This is a genomic window from Actinomycetospora sp. C-140 (assembly GCF_054796175.1).
The window spans coordinates 15,502-32,349 of record NZ_JBTWNF010000010.1; the positions used below are offsets into that span (position 1 = coordinate 15,502).

13 protein-coding genes and 1 pseudogene are annotated in these 16,848 nt (G+C 74.1%); 6 read left to right on the forward strand and 8 right to left on the reverse strand.

Going from position 1 to position 16,848, the window contains the following annotated elements; genetic code table 11:
* Positions 1-55 precede the first annotated feature (55 nt).
* Together ACR9E3_RS17375 and hxlB are read right to left on the reverse strand one after the other, a co-directional pair.
* Positions 56-802, reverse strand: a complete 747-nt coding sequence (locus ACR9E3_RS17375; protein ID WP_460381652.1) for an orotidine 5'-phosphate decarboxylase / HUMPS family protein — start codon at positions 800-802, stop codon at positions 56-58.
* A gap of 46 nt (positions 803-848) precedes the next feature.
* On the reverse strand, positions 849-1,526 hold the full coding sequence (gene hxlB / locus ACR9E3_RS17380) for a 6-phospho-3-hexuloisomerase (protein WP_460381654.1): 678 nt from the start codon (positions 1,524-1,526) through the stop codon (positions 849-851).
* Positions 1,527-2,250: 724 nt separating this feature from the next.
* On the opposite strand from hxlB, the gene ACR9E3_RS17385 reads away from it, so the two are divergent.
* Entirely contained in the window at positions 2,251-3,228 is a 978-nt protein-coding gene (locus tag ACR9E3_RS17385) for a class I fructose-bisphosphate aldolase (RefSeq protein WP_460381656.1), read from the forward strand.
* Between the two features lie 148 nt (positions 3,229-3,376).
* Here the strand turns inward: ACR9E3_RS17385 and ACR9E3_RS17390 are convergent.
* Positions 3,377-3,838 (reverse strand): annotated as a pseudogene (locus ACR9E3_RS17390) (ribose-5-phosphate isomerase); the annotation flags it as partial.
* A 368-nt stretch (positions 3,839-4,206) separates the two neighbouring features.
* On the opposite strand from ACR9E3_RS17390, the gene rpe reads away from it, so the two are divergent.
* Positions 4,207-4,887: a ribulose-phosphate 3-epimerase gene (gene rpe / locus ACR9E3_RS17395; protein WP_460381658.1), complete on the forward strand. Its 681-nt coding sequence runs from the start codon at positions 4,207-4,209 to the stop codon at positions 4,885-4,887.
* A 79-nt stretch (positions 4,888-4,966) separates the two neighbouring features.
* Positions 4,967-5,230 (forward strand): hypothetical protein, encoded by a 264-nt coding sequence (locus ACR9E3_RS17400; protein WP_460381660.1) that lies wholly within the window; start codon positions 4,967-4,969, stop codon positions 5,228-5,230.
* 74 nt (positions 5,231-5,304) lie between these two features.
* Here the strand turns inward: ACR9E3_RS17400 and ACR9E3_RS17405 are convergent, their stop codons facing one another.
* The gene (locus tag ACR9E3_RS17405) at positions 5,305-6,009 is read right to left on the reverse strand and encodes a hypothetical protein (protein ID WP_460381662.1); all 705 of its coding nucleotides are present in this window, start codon (positions 6,007-6,009) and stop codon (positions 5,305-5,307) included.
* Positions 6,010-6,095: 86 nt separating this feature from the next.
* Positions 6,096-8,774, reverse strand: a complete 2,679-nt coding sequence (locus ACR9E3_RS17410; protein ID WP_460381664.1) for a helix-turn-helix transcriptional regulator — start codon at positions 8,772-8,774, stop codon at positions 6,096-6,098.
* Between the two features lie 71 nt (positions 8,775-8,845).
* Here ACR9E3_RS17410 and ACR9E3_RS17415 point away from each other — a divergent pair, with 71 nt between their 5' ends.
* The gene (locus ACR9E3_RS17415) at positions 8,846-9,667 is read left to right on the forward strand and encodes a YhjD/YihY/BrkB family envelope integrity protein (protein WP_460381666.1); all 822 of its coding nucleotides are present in this window, start codon (positions 8,846-8,848) and stop codon (positions 9,665-9,667) included.
* Here the strand turns inward: ACR9E3_RS17415 and ACR9E3_RS17420 are convergent.
* Both ACR9E3_RS17420 and ACR9E3_RS17425 read right to left on the reverse strand, forming a co-directional pair.
* Positions 9,658-10,401, reverse strand: a complete 744-nt coding sequence (locus ACR9E3_RS17420; RefSeq protein WP_460381668.1) for a hypothetical protein — start codon at positions 10,399-10,401, stop codon at positions 9,658-9,660. The genes ACR9E3_RS17415 and ACR9E3_RS17420 overlap by 10 nt on opposite strands.
* A gap of 7 nt (positions 10,402-10,408) precedes the next feature.
* Entirely contained in the window at positions 10,409-11,611 is a 1,203-nt protein-coding gene (locus tag ACR9E3_RS17425) for an MBL fold metallo-hydrolase (RefSeq protein WP_460381670.1), read from the reverse strand.
* Between the two features lie 103 nt (positions 11,612-11,714).
* Between ACR9E3_RS17425 and ACR9E3_RS17430 the strand changes: the two genes are divergently transcribed.
* Entirely contained in the window at positions 11,715-14,588 is a 2,874-nt protein-coding gene (locus ACR9E3_RS17430; RefSeq protein WP_460381672.1) for a BTAD domain-containing putative transcriptional regulator, read from the forward strand.
* Between the two features lie 85 nt (positions 14,589-14,673).
* Positions 14,674-15,918, forward strand: coding sequence for an alpha/beta hydrolase family protein (locus tag ACR9E3_RS17435; protein ID WP_460381674.1), 1,245 nt, complete (start codon positions 14,674-14,676; stop codon positions 15,916-15,918).
* A 37-nt stretch (positions 15,919-15,955) separates the two neighbouring features.
* Here ACR9E3_RS17435 and ACR9E3_RS17440 read toward each other — a convergent pair whose 3' ends face one another.
* Entirely contained in the window at positions 15,956-16,774 is an 819-nt protein-coding gene (locus ACR9E3_RS17440; protein ID WP_460381675.1) for a GntR family transcriptional regulator, read from the reverse strand.
* Between the last annotated feature and the right edge of the window lie 74 nt (positions 16,775-16,848).

The window sequence follows — 16,848 nt, forward strand, 5'->3', positions numbered from 1 at the left end:
CGCCGGGACGCGGTGGTGCGCGGCCCGTGGAAGCAGGGCGCAGAGATCGACCCGGCTAGACGCTCGGTGCGGGCCCGGCGAGTTGGTCGGGGCCGCCCGGCCCCGGCCCCGGCCCGCTGGGGACGCCGTGGGGCGGTTGTCTCGGCCCGACCCACGGCATCTCGCCGCGCGCGGCGGCCGTGTCGATGGCGACGCGGAGCCCGCGGGCGGCGGCGCGCGGGTCCGACGCACCGTGGACGGCCGCGCCGACCACGGCGACCACCGCGCCCGAGCCCTGCACCTCGCGGATGCTGTCGAGGTTCACCCCGCCGGTGATGGAGAAGGGGACCTCCGACTGACGGCCCGCCTCGATCACGGCACGGATGGAGTAACCGCCGGGAGCCTGCCCGTGGAGACCCGCATGGAACTCGCAGAAGTCGGCTCCGAGCCGCACGATCTCACGAGCGCGCGTGACGAGGTCGTGGGCAGTGATCATTTCGGCGACCACGCCCTTGCCCCGGCTCCGGGCGACGGCGACCGCGGCCTTGATGGTGTCGTCGTCGGCCCCGTCCAGGACCGTCACGAGGTCAGCGCCGGCGCTGAAGGCGATGCCGGCCTCGAGCCCGCCGGCCTCGACGGTCTTGATGTCCGCGAGGACCGTCTTCTCCGGTTGCGACCCCTTGATCGCGCTGATCGCGGCCGTCCCCTCGTTCTTGATCAGGGCGGCTCCCAGCTCGAGGATGTCGACGTACTCGGCTGTGGAACGGGACAGGACGAGCGCCTCGTCGAGCGTGGCCACGTCCATGGCGAGCTGCAGTCTCACAATCCTGCCTCCCTGCTGGATCGTTTGACGTTGACGTCCGCGGCGGTCACTCGAGATTCGCGTGGAGGCGCCACAGGTCGCGCGCCGACGTCCCGCTGGTCTGCCAGAGGACGTGGAAGAGCGCGTCCGTGAGGATCAGGACGGACTGTTCGAACAGGCTCCCGGCGTACTGGGACGAGTTCGCGCCGTCGAAGTCCTGCTTGTCGGCTGCCGGCACCACGAGTGTCTCGGTGGCGAGATCCGCGAGGTCGGACTCCGGATCCGTCGTCAGCGCAAGCACCGTGGCGCCCTGGTCGGCCGCGGTGCGGGCGGCCGTGACCACCCGCTTCGTCGATCCGGAACCCGATGCCGCGACCAGCACGTCGCCTTCGACGATCGCCGGTGTGGTGGTTTCCCCCACCACGTGGGCGTTCTTGCCGAGGTGCATGAAACGCATCGCGGCCATCTGCAGCGCGAGCCCGCTCCTCCCCGTCCCCACGGTGAAGACGCCGGTGGCACCGGCCATGAGGGTTGCGGCCCGCTGCCATGCGTCGGTGTCGACACCCTGGAGGATCTCGCTGTGCTCCGAGGTGATCAGGTGCGCGGCCTCGTCGAACGTGACGACGTGATCGTGGCCGTCATCCGTGCCCACCTCGTGCGATGTCGACGTCGACATGAACACAGCCCCTTTCGCCCGGAAGGCCGGCTGCCCGCCAGCGGGGCATCGAGCCGTCCCCGGGCTCACTGTCCGGATAGGAGATCGATCGACCGGGGGAGAACCTCCCGGTGAGGGTCGCGCGACGGGTCAGGTCCTCGAGCCCCGACATCGGCGAGCGTGCGGATCGTGCATCGGGTGTCCGGTGTCCGCCAGGGTCAGGCGCCCCCGCCTGCCTGGCACCGGATGTCGGTACGGCGCGCATGCCTCCTGTCACCGGCTCGCAGCCGGTCCGCGTGCCTCCCGGCGTCGGGCGGGAGGGTCCCTCGCTGCAGCCGGCGCCGGTGGCCGGCCAGTGAGCTCCACGGTCATGAACGTGACGCTAGACACGGCGCACGGACCGCTGCCTCCCCTACGTGAGGGAGTCAGAGGGTTACTCCGAGCCACCGGCGTCCCCCCGGGACGATGCTCGTGGCGGCGGAGGCGCCTCGCGGGCCGAAAGGCATGACGTCACGCGTCAGCGCTTGCGCCTCCTCACCGGCGGCGGCTACAACTGTCGTCCGTCGGGCGTGCCTCGAGCCGTCCGACGACATCGGTGGCTCGTTCCCTCCGCCCCCTCGGGGAGCGCGCCCGATCGACGTGTCACTCCGCCGTTGGGCGCCCCTTCTGCGCCCATTCGGCCTGTGCCCGTTCGGGCCATCGTGATCCAGCACCGAGCAACGCGACCGGTAGCTGGTGATCGTTCTTCGTCGTCGCGCGCGGGCCGATCTCTTCCGCTCGGGCGGTACTCCACGTGAGAGGTAGGGGAACTCTGATGTCATCTCTGACCGAAGTTGCTCAGACGCTGGTGTCCAACAAGCGGGGCATCCTGGCTGCTGACGAGAGTGTCGGGACGATGGGCAAGCGTCTCGAGAGCGTCGGTGTCGAGTCGACCGAGGAGAACCGGCGCCTGTACCGGGAGCTGCTGCTCACCACTCCCGACCTCTCCGCGTCGATCAGCGGCGCCATCCTCTCCGACGAGACGATCCGCCAGGTGCTCTCGGACGGGACCGCCTTCCCCGAGGAGCTCGACCGGATCGGGGTGCTCGCCGGGATCAAGGTCGACACCGGTGCCAAGGCGCTCGCCGGAGCCCCGGGCGAGAAGGTCACCGAGGGACTGGACGGGCTCCGTGAACGGCTCGAGGAGTACGTCACGCTGGGGGCCACCTTCACGAAGTGGCGCGCGGTCTACTCGATCGACGACGGCCTCCCCTCGGACCGCGCGAAGCGCGCCAACGCACACGCCCTCGCCCGGTACGCGGCCCTGTGCCAGGAGGCGGGTCTCGTTCCGATCGTGGAGCCCGAGGTGGTCATGGACGGCGACCACTCCCTGGAGCAGTGCCAGGAGGTCACGCGCGGCGTCCTGCGGTCGGTGTTCGACGAGCTGGCCGTCATGGGAGTCGTGCTCGAGGGCATCGTCCTGAAGCCGAACATGGTCGTGGCGGGTGACGAGGCCACCGATCAGCCCGCTCCGGCCGAGGTGGCGCGCGCCACCGTCGACACGTTGCGCGAGACGGTGCCGCCGGCGGTCCCGGGGATCGCCTTCCTCTCCGGCGGCCAGGACCCGGAGGAAGCGACGGCCAACCTCGCCGCCATGAACGAGCTCGCGCCCCTTCCCTGGGAGCTGACGTACTCCTTCGGGCGAGCGCTCGTCGGTCCGGCCCTCGATACCTGGCGAGGCAGCCACGACCAGTGGGACGCCGCGCAGAAGGCGCTCTCGGACCGGGCGATCGCGAATGCCTCCGTCCGCTGAGCCACTCGGTCGCGATGAGCTCGGGCGCCGGAACGGTCCAGGTGGTCGAGGCCGTGCACCGGCTCGGCCGGCTCCACGATCTCTTCGGCCTGTGACGGCTCCGGTGTCCGACTCCGCACCGCCCTCCGCACCGCCCTCCGCCCCGCCGTCAGCGTTCCGGCGTCGGCGGCCGCCGGCCGCTCCGCTCGTAGCGTTCGAGCATCGCGATGCGCTCGTCGTGCCGGGGATCGCGCGAGTACGCGGTGTCGACGAATCGGGTGACGATCGCTGCGGCCTCCTCGTGAGTGTGCATGCGAGCGCCGATGGCGACGATGTGGGCGTCGTTGTGCTCACGCGCCAAGGAGGCTGTCTCGATGCTCCAGGCGAGAGCGGCACGGATACCGCGGACCTTGTTGGCGGCCATCTGCTCGCCATTCCCGGAGCCGCCGATGACGACGCCGAGACTGCCCTCGTCGGCGACCACTCGCGCCCCGGCCTCGATGCAGTAAGGAACGTACGAATCGTCCGGGTCGTGCTCTCGCGGACCGATGTCCCGGACGTCGTGACCCAACAGATCGAGGTGTCGGACGATGTGGTTCTTCAGCTCGAACCCGGCATGGTCAGAAGCGACTTAGACGCGCACGACTCGATTCTGGCAGTGAAATGGCTCGAACACTATACCGAGTCGTCGGGTGATGGTAACTTGAGGGCCACTCCATCGACTCATCCATCCGTCGACAGCGCGGCTCCGAATACGCTCGCTCCATCGATGATGGTCGACGCGACTCCGTGTGTTGCGCGTCCGCGGATACGACGACGAACGTGCGGCTGGGTCAATCCACATCACGGCGGTCTCGTTTCAGCGCGACGACCGCGCGTGACGTCGGAAAGGAGCCGAGGACGATGGCGACATGGACACTCCATCGACGACACGTCATCACCAACGGCGACTCCGGCTCGCCGAGAGCGCGGCGGAGACGTTCCGGACGAAGGGCATCGATGACCGAACCAGCCATCGTCGCGTCCGTTCTCGGCGCCGATTACTCCCGTCTCGCCGGCGAGGTCCTCGACCTCCAGAGCGCCGGTGTCGACCGAATCCAGTGGGACGTCATGGACGGTCACTTCGTCCCGAACATGACCTTCGGCGCCGCCGTCGTCGCAGCTTGCCGCCCGCACGTCGACCTGCCGTTCGAAGCTCATCTCATGATCGAGGAGCCGGACGCCGTGCTCGAGGACTTCGTGTCCGCAGGGTGCAACACGGTGATCGTCCACGTCGAGGCCTGTCCGCACCTGCACCGCACGCTGTCGATGATCAAGGATCTCGGTGCCCGGGCCGGAGTGGCCGTGAATCCGTCGACATCACTCGACTTCGCGACTCACGTCGTCGATCAGCTCGATCACATCCTGGTCATGACCGTCAACCCGGGATTCGGCGGCCAGGAGTACATCGAGGCGATGGAGGACAAGGTGTCGGAGGCGCGCGAGATCGCCGATCGGTCCGGTCGCTCCGTCCATGTCGAGGTGGACGGTGGAATCTCGGCCGGTACCGCGGCAGCGCCCTGGAAAGCCGGCGCGGACCTCCTCGTCGTCGGGTCGGCGCTGCTCAGTCACCCCGGCGGAAAACGTGTCGCGACCGAGGAGATTCGTCACGTGCTGACGGAAGCGGGAGCGAGTTCCTGACAGGAGCGGCAACCGATGAGGGCCACGTACCACGTCTCGCCGCGCGCGTCCGACAAATGACGAAGGAGAGCCATCGGCCATGATTGACAGTGCCACGAGGGAGAGCCAGGACCGTCTGTTGGAGCAGGCGGTCGGAGTGCTGCGTACCCGCTACGAGCTCGGAACCGGATACCCGCACGTCTCATCGGCCGAGGCCGAGGACGTGGTCGTCCTGCTCGAAGCCGCCATCAACGCGAGCGACACCGACGGGGCCGACCGGAAGGAAGCGGTCGCCCTCGCCCATCGCCTGGTCGACAACGATCACCCCGAGGCTTCCCCGCTGTGGCCTCGCTCTCACGACTGACGATCTCCGAGGCTCGGAGGACTCGGCACGGAATGCGCCTCGTCCCGAATTCGAGAGGATCAGGAAGGGCGTAGCTACGCCCTCGGGCGGGCGAGCAGGACCGCGGCCACGGCGACGACCCAGACGACGAAGGTGAAGGGCAGGTCGAGGCCGATCGGGCCGTCGAGGGCGAACGGTCCGCTGGTGTCGAGCGCGGTCACGGTCACGAGCCGCGCGGCGATCGCGACGACGCCGACCGCGGTCAGCCAGCGGGGGGCCAGCCCCGCCCGGTGCAGGCCGGCGGCGATTCCCGCGACCATGGCGGTGTCCGGGAAGACGCACGCGCCGAGCGCGACGAACTGACCCGTGTAGATGCCCGTGACGAGACCCGCGTCGCCGCCCGTGGCGGCCAGGTGCACAGCCAGCGCCCCGAAGATCGCGGAGACGCAGCTGGTGGCGTTGGAGAGCAGAGCGCCGGCCAGCCCGATGCGCAACGCCATCCCGCCGGGCGCGGACCGCGGCACGGACCACGCGAGGATCGCGACCATGGTCGTCAGGAGCGTGGCGAACAGCGCCGTCAAGGGGAGCGCCAACACCATGCCCCCGGCGGCGGCCGCGAGCCCGGCGGCGACGGCGGCGCTGCCGTCCGAGAGGTGGAGGTCCAACGGCGTCACCGTGCTCGCGCCGATCACCGCGGCCATCGCCCCCAGCCCCGCGACGGCCGCCCACCGCAGCGGGGCCCGCCCGGGTGCGGGGTCGGTGAGACGGTCGGGGTCGGGTCGGGCGACGGACGTCGTCATCGGGGTCTCCTGTCCGGTCGGTGGCGGTCCGGCAGGAGGGTCGCTCCACGCGCGCGCAGGATCATCGGCCGAAATGCCGAGATCCGTCATCCGCCGTGGCGCTGGACGATGACGACGAGCTCGGTGCGGCGGGTGACCGCGAGCTTGGCGAAGACGCGCGCGAGGTGGGACTGCACGGTGCGCGGCGAGACGACGAGGTGCTCGGCGATCCCGCTGTTGGTCAGGCCGTCGGCGGCGAGCCGCGCGACCTGCTGCTCCGCCGGGGTCAGCGCCGCCCATCCCGCGGTCGGACGGTTGCGGGGCCCCCGCGTGCCCGAGGCGAGGCGGGTGGCCTGCGCCTCGGACAGGGCACGGCCCTGCCGCCACGCCTCGTCGAACGCCTCGTCACCGAGAGCGGCGCGGACCTCACGACACAACGCAGCGGCGCGCAGGCCGCCGGCGGTCGACTCGCCCCACCCGAGTCGTTCGCGACGGGTGGCGGCCGCGCCCAGGAGACGGACGACGCGCGGACCGGTCCGTTCGACGTCGGCGAGGGCCTCCCAGCACTCGATCACACCGAACGCGTCGCCGAGCGTCGTGGCGATCTCCAGCGCCGCGTGGAGGTCCGCGACACCGGCGCGGGGATCCCGCGCGGACGCCGCCCGACCGGCGGTCCGGGTCGCGAGGGACTCGGCCCAGCGGTCGCCGATGCGCCGCGACGTCGCGCGGGCCTCGGCGGCGAGCGTCGCGGCGCCGTCGACGTCGCCCCGGTCCAGCGCGGCGGCCGCCTGTTCGGCGAGGACCGGCGCGAGCAGCAGCGGCGCGGCACCCACCACCAGCTCGGCCGCCCCGGCGAGCATCTCGGCGCGCACGTCGGGGTCGGCGAGAGCGGAGCGCTGGAGCAGGGCGTAGACCTCCAGCGCCGGAGCGCCCGCGGCGGTGGCCAGCTCGTGGGCCCGCGACGCGTGGTGCTCGGCGTCCGCACGATCGCCGCGCCGCCGGGCGACCCCCGCCAGGACGGCGTGCACCCACGAGGCGCGGTAGTCGCCGCCGAGGGCGCCCACGAGCGCCAAGCCGGCGCGCGCCTGGCGCTCGGCATCGGCGAGCCGACCCTGGGCCAGGGCCAGGTGCGCGCCGACGCCCAGGCCGAAGCCCTCGCCCTGGAGGTTGCCCGCGCCGCGCGCGACGGTCAGGCACTCCGCGATCGCCGCGTGCGCCCCCGTGACGTCACCGCGCATCACCTCGACGTAGCCGAGCGCGCCCGCGGCGTCGGCCAGGTTCCACGTGTCCCCGGACGCGCGGGCCAGCGGGACCGCCTCGGCCAGCAGCACCTGGGCCCGGTCCAGCTCGCCGCCGGACCAGGCGAGCTGGCCCAGCCAGCTCAGGGCGCGGCCGGCGATGCGGTCGTCACCGAGCCGGCGGGACATCTGCAGGCTCTCCTGCGTCGCGGGCAGCGCGACCGCGACGTCCCCGGTGAACATGCCCAGCACCCCGAGCCCCCACAGCGCCGCGGCGCGGGTGACCGTGGGCTCCGTCGGGGCACCGTCGAGCGCCACCCGGAGCCAGGCGACGCCCTCGGCGATCGACCCGCGCAGGTGCCAGAAGGACGTCAGCGCGGCTGCGAGCCGCAGCGCCGCCGCACCATCCCCCGACCCGTTCGACGTGGCCCACGACAGCGCCGCGCGGAGGTCGGGCTGGTCGGCCTGGAGCCGGTCCAACCAGGCGAGCTGGTCGGCTCCGGTCAGCGCGGGCTCGGCACGTTCGGCGAGAACCAGGAAGGTCCGGCAGTGCGCTGCGCGCGCGGCGGCGAGCTCGTCGCGGGCCTGGAGCTCCCGGACGGCGAACGCGCGCACCGTGTCCAGCATGCGGTACCGCGTCGGGGTGGCCGTGGTGTCGGCGGCGAGCAGCGAGCTCGCGGTCAGCTCGGCGAGCACGGTGTCGACGTCGGTCGGGGACAGTTCGCAGATCGCGCCCGCGGTCGCGGCGGTGAACGGCCCCGCGAGGACCCCGAGGCGGCGGAACGCGGGCCGCACCGGCTCGGGGAGCAGCTCGTGGCTCCGATCGATGGCGGTCGTCAGGCTCTCGTGGTGGGAACGCGTCGGCCGTCCGGCGACCGCGAGCAGGTCGAGCGGGTCGTCGAGCCGGGCGTGGATCTCCGTTGCGCTGAACACCCGCCGTAGCGCCGCCGCGAGCTCGATCGCCAGCGGCAGGCCGTCCAGTCGACGACAGATCGCTTCCACCGCGGCGGGATCGTCGTCGACCTCCGGGGCGGTCGACCGGGCGCGGCGCACGAAGAGCTCGCGACCGTCGGCGAGGTCGAGCGGGCCCAGCCGGACCACGTCCTCGCCGTCGACGCCGAGGATCCGCCGGCTGGTGGCCAGCACCTGCACCGACGGACATCGTTCGAGGATCTCGACGACCACCCGGCCGCACCCGGCGACGAGGTGCTCGCAGTCGTCCAGGATCAGTAGGACCGCCTGGGCACCGAGACGGTCGACCAGACCGTCGGTGACGGCGTGCCCCGGAGACGCCCGCACGCCGAGGGTGTCGCCGACGGCGTCGGCGACGAGGCCCGGGTCCGCGACCCCCGCGAGGTCGACGAGCCACGCCCCGCCGGCCCACCGGTCCTGCCGGGCGCGCGCGACCTCCAGCGCCAGCCGGCTCTTCCCGGCACCCCCCGGCCCGCACACGGTCACGAGCCGCGCTTCCCCGAGAGCGGCCTCGAGCCGTCGCCGTTCCCCGCCGCGCCCCACGAACCCGCTCAGGGGGTACGGCAGGTTCCCCACGACGACCACCCCGAGCAGGAACCTACGTCCCGGACGCTCGACGGGGCAGTCAGTGGGCGATCCTCACCCCCATGCGCCGGACGATCGCGCTGATCCGTCGCGTGGGTCAGCGCATGACCGAGATCAGTGGTTACGACCGAGCTGTCGCGCTGGCCGCCCACGTGTTCACCGCGATCCTGCCGATGCTGCTGGTCCTCGACGCGTTGCTGCCCCGGGACGCCCGGCGCCCGGCGGGGGATGCGCTCGCGGCGAGCCTCGGGCTGTCGAGCTCCGCCGCCTCGGCGGTCACCGCGGCGCTCCCGCCCTCCGCGGGGAACGTCCCGGGACCCTCCGGCGGGCTCACCGTCGTCGGGGCGCTGCTGCTCGCCGCCGCGATCTTCGGGTTCGCCCGGACCCTGCAGCGCACCCACCACGCGGTGTGGGAGCTCGGCCCCGGGGGAGTCCGTGACCGGGCCGCCGCGGCCCTGGCCGCCGTGGTCCTGGTGGCCGAGTTCGGCCTGCTCGCGTGGCTCGGCCCGGACCTCGTCCGGCCCGGCGGCAGCGTCGTGCTGGGTTTCGTCGGGCACGCGCTGTTCGCCGCGGCGCTGTGGTGGGTGCTGCAGTGGCTGCTGCTCGCCGGTCGGGTCCCGTGGCGCTCCCTGCTGCCGGGATCGGTGCTCACCGCTCTCGCCCAGACCGTCGTCGTCACCGTCTCCGGCAGCTACCTCCCGTTCTCGATCACGGGCCAGGCCGCGCGCAACGGCCTCGCCGGCGTCGTCATCGCCTTCCTGTCCTGGCAGGTCGTGATCAGCGTCCTGATCGTCACCGCGGCGGTCGTCGGTGCCGAGCTCGCCCACCACGATCGGCCGCGACGACCCCGGGTCGAAGGGGCGACACAACCCCGTCACCTCTGAGCCACCACGCCCACGATCCACGCCATCGCCGCATCGACCGCCGCGTCCGGCGGCAGCGCTCGCCGGGGAGCGCGGGTGTCCGGCCAGGGCACCTCGTCCGTCGAGCACCACACGACGCCCGCGACGTCGTCGCCGGCGCGGACCGCGGCCGTCACGACCGGCGCCGCCGACTCCCAGCCGACGAGCACGACCGGGCCGCGGACGCCGCACCCGCGCGCCAGTCCCACCAGGTCCGGGACCCGCCCGGCCACGACCAGGCAGTCCACGCCACGACCCACCGCCGACTGCCCGAACCGCGCCCACCCCGCCTCCGCCGGGAGACCGTCGGGCATCGGCACGAGCGCGCACACGTCCCCGCCCGCGCCGAACAGGTACGCGTCCGGCGCGACGGCCTCGGCCGGGCACGGCAGCAGCGGCACCGCGGCCCGGAAGGCCGCGACCTGCGCCGCGCGGTTGTCCCGGTGCGACACCGACGACGACGGGAACAGGTGGCCCGCGAACCCGTACGCCTCGGCCGCCGCCAGCAGCGCCGTCCGCGCGCCGGCGACGTCGTCGGCCGCCAGGCGGTCGTCGGCGGCGGCGACGGCGCGGTCGCCCTCGGCCCGCCAGAACCGCTCCCACCCCGCCACGTCGCCGACCCGGGTGCGGCGTGCCGCCGCCGCGACGGCGGCCGGGTCGGCGGCTCCCGGGTCGCCGAGCAGCCGGTCGAACGTCGGGTCGGGGTGACGGCGCACGACGGCGTCAGGAGAGACGGAACGTCGGCCGGCCCCGGGTGTCGGCGCCGGTGGGCAGCCCGAGCAGCAGGCAGTGGTTGAGCAGCGTCTGCTTGAGGAAGACGGCGAACACCGGGAACTGCAGGCTCCGCTGCACGGCGATGACCGACCGCGGGGCCGCGTCGGCCACGAGCTCGGTGTAGAGATCGTCGACGCAGACGCCGTCCGGGTGGCGCCGCAGGACCGTGTCGACCGCCGCGGCGAACTCCTCACCGGTGTCGAGGATCTGCTGCAGCCGGGCGCGGGCCTCCCCGCCCTCCACGGGCAGCAGCGGGGCGTGCCCGGCACCGATGCCGTCGAGCAGCCCCTCGTCGATCATCGTGATCGCCCGGGACGCGGTGGCGGCGGTGCGGCGCGGGTCCGAGTCGGTCCAGATCGGCACGGCGCTGGTCTCGTCGGCCAGCATGAGGAACCGCGCGTCGGGCAGGTGGTAGACGACGCCGCCGGCCGAGTGGCCACCCGATTCCAGGACCTGGACCTCCGGGCGACCGTTGTCGTCGGTGAACGTCCAGCCGGTCCAGCGCGTCGACCCGATCGCGATCTCCTCGGCCGGTGCGCGGTCCTCGTAGTCAACCATCGACGCGACGCACGGGTGCACGGCGGGGTAGGTCCGGAGCAGGATCTCGACGACGAACGACGGGACGAAGCCGCTCAGGGCCGGCCCGAGCCCGAGCGCGTCCATCCGCTTGCCGAGGTCGGCGACGTCCTCGGCGGTCAGGCTCGCGGGGGCGCCGAGCGCGCGCAGCAGGTCGGCGAGCCGGTCCGGGGGCAGGTCCAGGCCCGCCAGGTGGTCGAAGTACGGGACGCCCGAGCGGTACATCCCCGCGAAGAACGCCGCGTGGTCGACGGCGGCGGGCCGTGACGCGCGCGGGATGTGGTGCCGCCGCGTGGCCGCGGGGATCGCCGCCAGGACGTGGTTGTTGCCGAGGTGGTCGACGTGCCCGTGGCTGTTGAGCAGGAGGACCTCCTCGATCCCCGTGAACCGTGCGGCGACCGCGAGGATCGCCGCGTACTGCTCGGGTCCGGCACCGGTGTCGAGCAGGTAGAGGCGCGGTCCGCGGCGGTACACGGCGACCGTCGGCAGGTCCGGGTCGCCCCACAGCGAGTGCGGGTGGCGGCCCTCGACGAGTACCAGGTCGGGGGCGATCTCGTGCAGGGTTCCGACGCTCACGGGGCGGAAGGCTCCCGGCGGCCGCTCTCACGGCGGTCTCACGAAGGTGGGAGCGCGCTCCGGGAACGGACGAACCGGCCACGACCGGCGCTACCGTCGTGGTGTGGAGTTCCGCGATCTCGGGCCTCTCCTCGTCGAGGACGACGACCTCGCGCGCCCGCCCGGCGGCGCCCGCCTCTCCACGGTGCTCGCGGTGCTGCTCGCGCGCGTCGGCGAGACGGTCGCCGCGTCGGCCCTCGTCGAGGCGATCTGGGGCACCGACGCGTCGGCCCGCAGCGTGAAGGTCCTCGAGTCGCACATCTGGCGGCTCCGCAAGCTCCTCGAACCCGACCGCGGCCCGCGGGCGGCGCCGACCGTCCTGCGCACCGAGCCGACGGGCTACCGGCTCGCCGTCGACCCCGCGCACCTCGACTCGCACCGGCTGGCGGCGGCGAGCACGTCGGTGCGCGCCCTGCTGGCCGCAGGGCGCCACGACGAGGTCCTCGCGGCGAGCGAGCAGGCGCTGGCCCGCTGGCGGGGACCGTTCTGCGAGGACGTCGCCGACACCGGGTGGCTCGCGCCCGTCCGCGAACGCTTCTCCGACCTGCGCCTCGACCTCGCCGAGCACCGCGCCGACGCGCTGATGGCCGTCGGGCAGCCCGAGCGCGCCGCCCACGAGCTCGCCGCACTCGTCGGCGAGCATCCGCTGCGCGAGCGGCTGTGGGAGCGCCGCATCCTCGGGCTCTACCGCTCGGGGCGCCAGGCCGCGGCACTCGCGGCCCACGACCAGGTCCGCCGCATCCTCGCCGACGAGCTCGGCGTCGACCCCGGTCCGGCGCTCGCCGACCTCCACCAGCGGATCCTCACCCACGCCGAGGAGCTGCGTCCGCCGCCGGCCGCGGGGACGGAGCGCCCGGCCGTCCCCGTGCGGCTCCCCGGCCGGCGCCGGAGCATCCTCGGCCGCGACGCGGAGTGCGCGGAGATCGCGTCGCGCCTGCGCCCCGGCGTGCTCGTGACGGTGCTCGGTGCCGGGGGCGTCGGCAAGACGCGGCTCGCCACGGAGGTCGCCGCCGGCATGGGGGACCGGTTCCCCGACGGCGTGTGGTTCGTCGACCTCGCGCCGGTGACGGCCTCCGACGCCGTGCCGGCGGCCGTCGCCGACGCGCTCGCCCTGAGCCCCGTGCCCGGCACGTCGGCACAGGACGTCGTCGCCGCCCACCTCGCCGACCGGCGGTCCCTCCTCCTGCTGGACAACTGCGAGCACCTGATCTTGGGCGCCGGCCCGCTCGTCGACCGGCTCGTGGACCGGTGCCCCGGGACGGCCGTCCTGGCCACCAGCCGCGAGCCCCTCGAGGTGGCGGGCGAGCTCCGGCACCTCCTCGGCCCCCTCCCGGTGCCCGACGGCCCGGCCGAGGAGCTCGCGACGTCGGCGGTCGTGCGGCTGTTCCTCGAGCGGGCGGCCGATGCCCGTCCCGATCTCGATCCGGGCGGGCCGGACGGTCCGCTGCTGCGCCGGATCTGCGCCGCGGTCGGCGGCCTGCCGTTGGCCGTCGAGCTCGCGGCCGCCCGGGCCCGGTCGTTCGAGCTCGCCGAGATCGCCGAGAGCCTGGAGCGCTCACCCGGGGAGCTCGCGCGCAGCGGCCCCGGTCCCGACCGCCACGCGACCCTGCTCGACACCGTCGCGTGGAGCTACCGCCTGGCGGGGCCGGACGAGCAGGTCCTGCACCGCCGGCTCGCCGTCCTGCCCGGGCCGTTCACCCTGGAGGGCGCCGCGGCCCTCTGCGGGCACGCGCCGCTGCGGGCCGAGCAGGCCCTCGACCTGCTCGGCGGGCTGGCGCACCGCTCCCTCGTCACCTCGGTCCGGCCGGGTGCCGCCGGCCGGGCGACGACGTTCACGCAGCTCGTCCCGATCCGCGCGCACGCCGACCAGGTCCTCGCGCCGGGGGAGCGGGAGGCGGCGGCGGCGCGGGACCGCTGGGTGCTCGACCGCGTCGCCGCGGGGCCGCTGCCGGGCGCCGCGGGTCAGCCCGCGTTCTACGACTGGCTCGACGACAACGTGGCCGCGGTCCGCGCCTGCCTCCGGTCGTTGCTCGTCGAGCGTCCCGACCCGGCGGGCCCGCGGCTCGCCGCCCGTCTGCTGGTGTACTGGCACGACCGCGAGCGGCTCGTGGAGCTGAGCCGCTGGGCACACGCCGCGGACGACGCCGCGCCCGTCCTCGCCGGCTTCGACCGGGCAGTCGTCGGCGCGGTCCGCGGCTGCGCCGACGCCCTCGCCCACGACGCGGACGCCGCCGCCGGACACCTCGCCGCGACGGTGCCCGCGCTCGCCGCGCCCCCGGCCGAGCGGGCCCCGGAGGCGGCGCGCCTGCTGTTCGTCATCGCCATCTGCGCGTGGAGCGGCGACGCGATCGGGTGGGCGACGGACGCCGCCCGCGCGGCGGTCGCGGTGGCCGAGCGGGCCGGGGACCGGCACACCGCGCTGGGCGGGCGGGCCGTGCTCGCCGCCTCGGCGCTGCTCGCCGGTGACGCCGACCGCGCCGTGACCCTCGCCGACGCCGTCCTCGCGGACAACAGGGCCGTGGGCAACCAGCTCGCGGCCCTGTTCGCCGAGGTGACGCACTCGATCGCCGCGCTGTTCGCCGGGGACGGCGTCGCCGGCCTGCGCCACGGCGACGCGGTCCTGCGGACCCAGCTGCGGCTCGGGACCCGGAACTTCGCGGAATCGCTCGAGTCCCGCGGCGCCCACCTCGCCCACGCCGGCCAGCCGGAGGAGGCCGCGCGCACGTTCGCGGTGTCGTCGGCCCTCAGCGCACGCCAGGGCCGGACGTGGCCGTGGCACCCCGGCACCGACGAGCGGCTGGCGGCGGTGCGCGCCGAGCTGGGCCCCGACGAGTTCGAGCGCCACTGGGCGAGCGGACTGCGGACGGGTCGCCTCGACCCCACCGAGCTGGTCGCCGGCCTCGTCCTCGACGGTGCGGGAAGCGAGGCGCGTCTCTGAACGGCTTTGAGCGGGGTGGGAGCCCCGTGAGAGCGGGTCCGCCCATCCTCCGACCGGCCATCCGCCGCCGGTCCGAGGAGCCCGTGTGCCATCCAGCGTCCTGACCCCCACGCCCGCCCCGACACCCCCGACGACCCTGACCGGCCTGGTGTTCCAGGACGCGGAGTTCGACGGGCAGTTCCTCCGGGCACTGGACACGGTCCCCTACGGCGGCGCCGACGTCGGCGAGTCCTTCATGACCGCGCGCCGCATCACGCCCGGCGACCACGACGGCTGGCTCCGGGAATGGCAGGCCCTCGGCGACCGCGTCCTCGCCGCCGCCGACGCGAGCGCCGCCGCGGGCCGGCGGGTCAGCGCGTACGAGGGCTACCTCCGGGCGATGACCTACTACCGGACCTCCGGGATCTTCCTCTACCGGCCGCCGCTCGACCCGCGGTTCGTCGACGCCCACCGCCGCCAGCGGGACGCGTTCGCGCGGGCGGCCGCGCGGTCGCCGTGGCGGATCGACGCGGTCGAGATCCCCTACGGGACGACCCCGCTCGCGGCGTGGTGGATCCGCCCGGACGGGGACGGCCCGCACCCCACCGTCGCGATGGTCGGCGGGTACGACGGCACCAAGGAGGAGTCGTTCGCCGCCGGCGGCGTCGCCGCGCTGCGCCGCGGCTACGCCGTCCTGCTGGTCGACGGCCCAGGACAGGGCGCGGCGCTGACCGAGCAGGGCCTGGTCTTCCGGCCCGACTGGGAGGCCGTGGTCAGCCCGCAGGTCGACTGGCTGCTCGCCCGGCCCGAGGTCGACCGGCAGCGCATCGTGCTGATGGGACGCAGCTGGGGCGGCTACCTCGCGCCGCGGGCGGCGACCGCCGAGCACCGGATCGCCGCGCTGGTCGCCGACGCCCCGCAGTACGACCCCGGGGCGGGCGCGGCGTACCTGCTGCCCGAGCAGTACCGGGACCGGTTCCACACCGGGGACCCCGACGAGCTCAACGCCGTCCTCCGCCAGGAGATGGCCGCGAGCCCCGCGATCGCGTTCATCCTGGATCGCGGGATGCTCACCCACGGGTTCGCGACGCCGCTCGACTACCTGCGCGGGTCGGCGGACTACACGCTCGAGGGCCTCGCCCCCCGGATCACGTGCCCGACGCTGCTGTGCACCGGCGAGAACGACGTCCGCGGCAACGCCGCCCAGCCGCTGTTCGACGCGCTGACCGTGCCCAAGGAGTACCTCCGGTTCACGAATGCCGAGGGGGCCGGCGAGCACGACGAGGCCGGCGCCGCGGCGCTGTGGAGCCAGCGCGTCTTCGACTGGCTCGACGCCACCCTCCAGCGCTGAAGGCCCGACACCTCGCGGCGGCGGCCGGACGGACCACTCAGTGCGGCGGTGCCGTCGTCGTGCCGGGGCGCACGGACGCGACGAACGGCGTCCCGCCCGCCTCCGGGGCGCCCACCGAGAGGTTCAGCTGCACGAGGTCGCCCCGGTACTCGATCCGGGACACCTCGAACGGCCGTTCCCCGGCCTCGTCGACCATGTACTGGACGCAGGTCACGAGGAACACCGGTGTCCGGCGGACGACGTCGAACCGGTCGGCCTCGAACTGGCCGCACTGACTGACCTCGACGGAGATGTCCGCCCGGCCCAGGACGACCCCGTCGTCGGCGATCGGCGTGCCGGGTGGGATGAGCTCGCCGGGCCGGACCCGGCTCTCCAGCACGGCCACGTCGCTCGCCCGGAAGTACGAGTAGCAGATCGCGGCGGGCAGGTCGTCGAGGTGGACCACCGTGGTGATGCGGACGACCTCCGCGCCGGCCGCGGTGTCGAGCCGGCCGCGCACGCTGCGTTCGACCGTCGGGCGCGACACGTCGAGGACCTGGATCGACGTCGTCGCGTGGGGCGGGGAGGTGAGGAGCCCGGCGAGCCCGTTCACGGGGGTGTGGTGCTTGGCCTCGGCGACGAAGGTCCCCCGGCCGCGCACCCGCACGATCTGGCGGTCGTCCTCGAGGATGGCGAGGGCCTGCCGGACGACCACCCGGCTCACGCCGAAACGCCGGGCGAGGGCCGGCTCGGAAGGCAGGGCCTCCCCGACGCGCCACCCGCCGGATTCGATGTGCTGCTTGAGCACCTCCTGGAGCTGGTAGTACAGGGGCACGAAACTCGTGCGGTCAAGCGCCTCGGCGCCGAGCGGGATCACCGCAGTTCATCTCCCTCCGACAGCGCCCCCGTAGCTGTCGCAACAGTAGGACAACTGTTCCACTCGGAACCAGA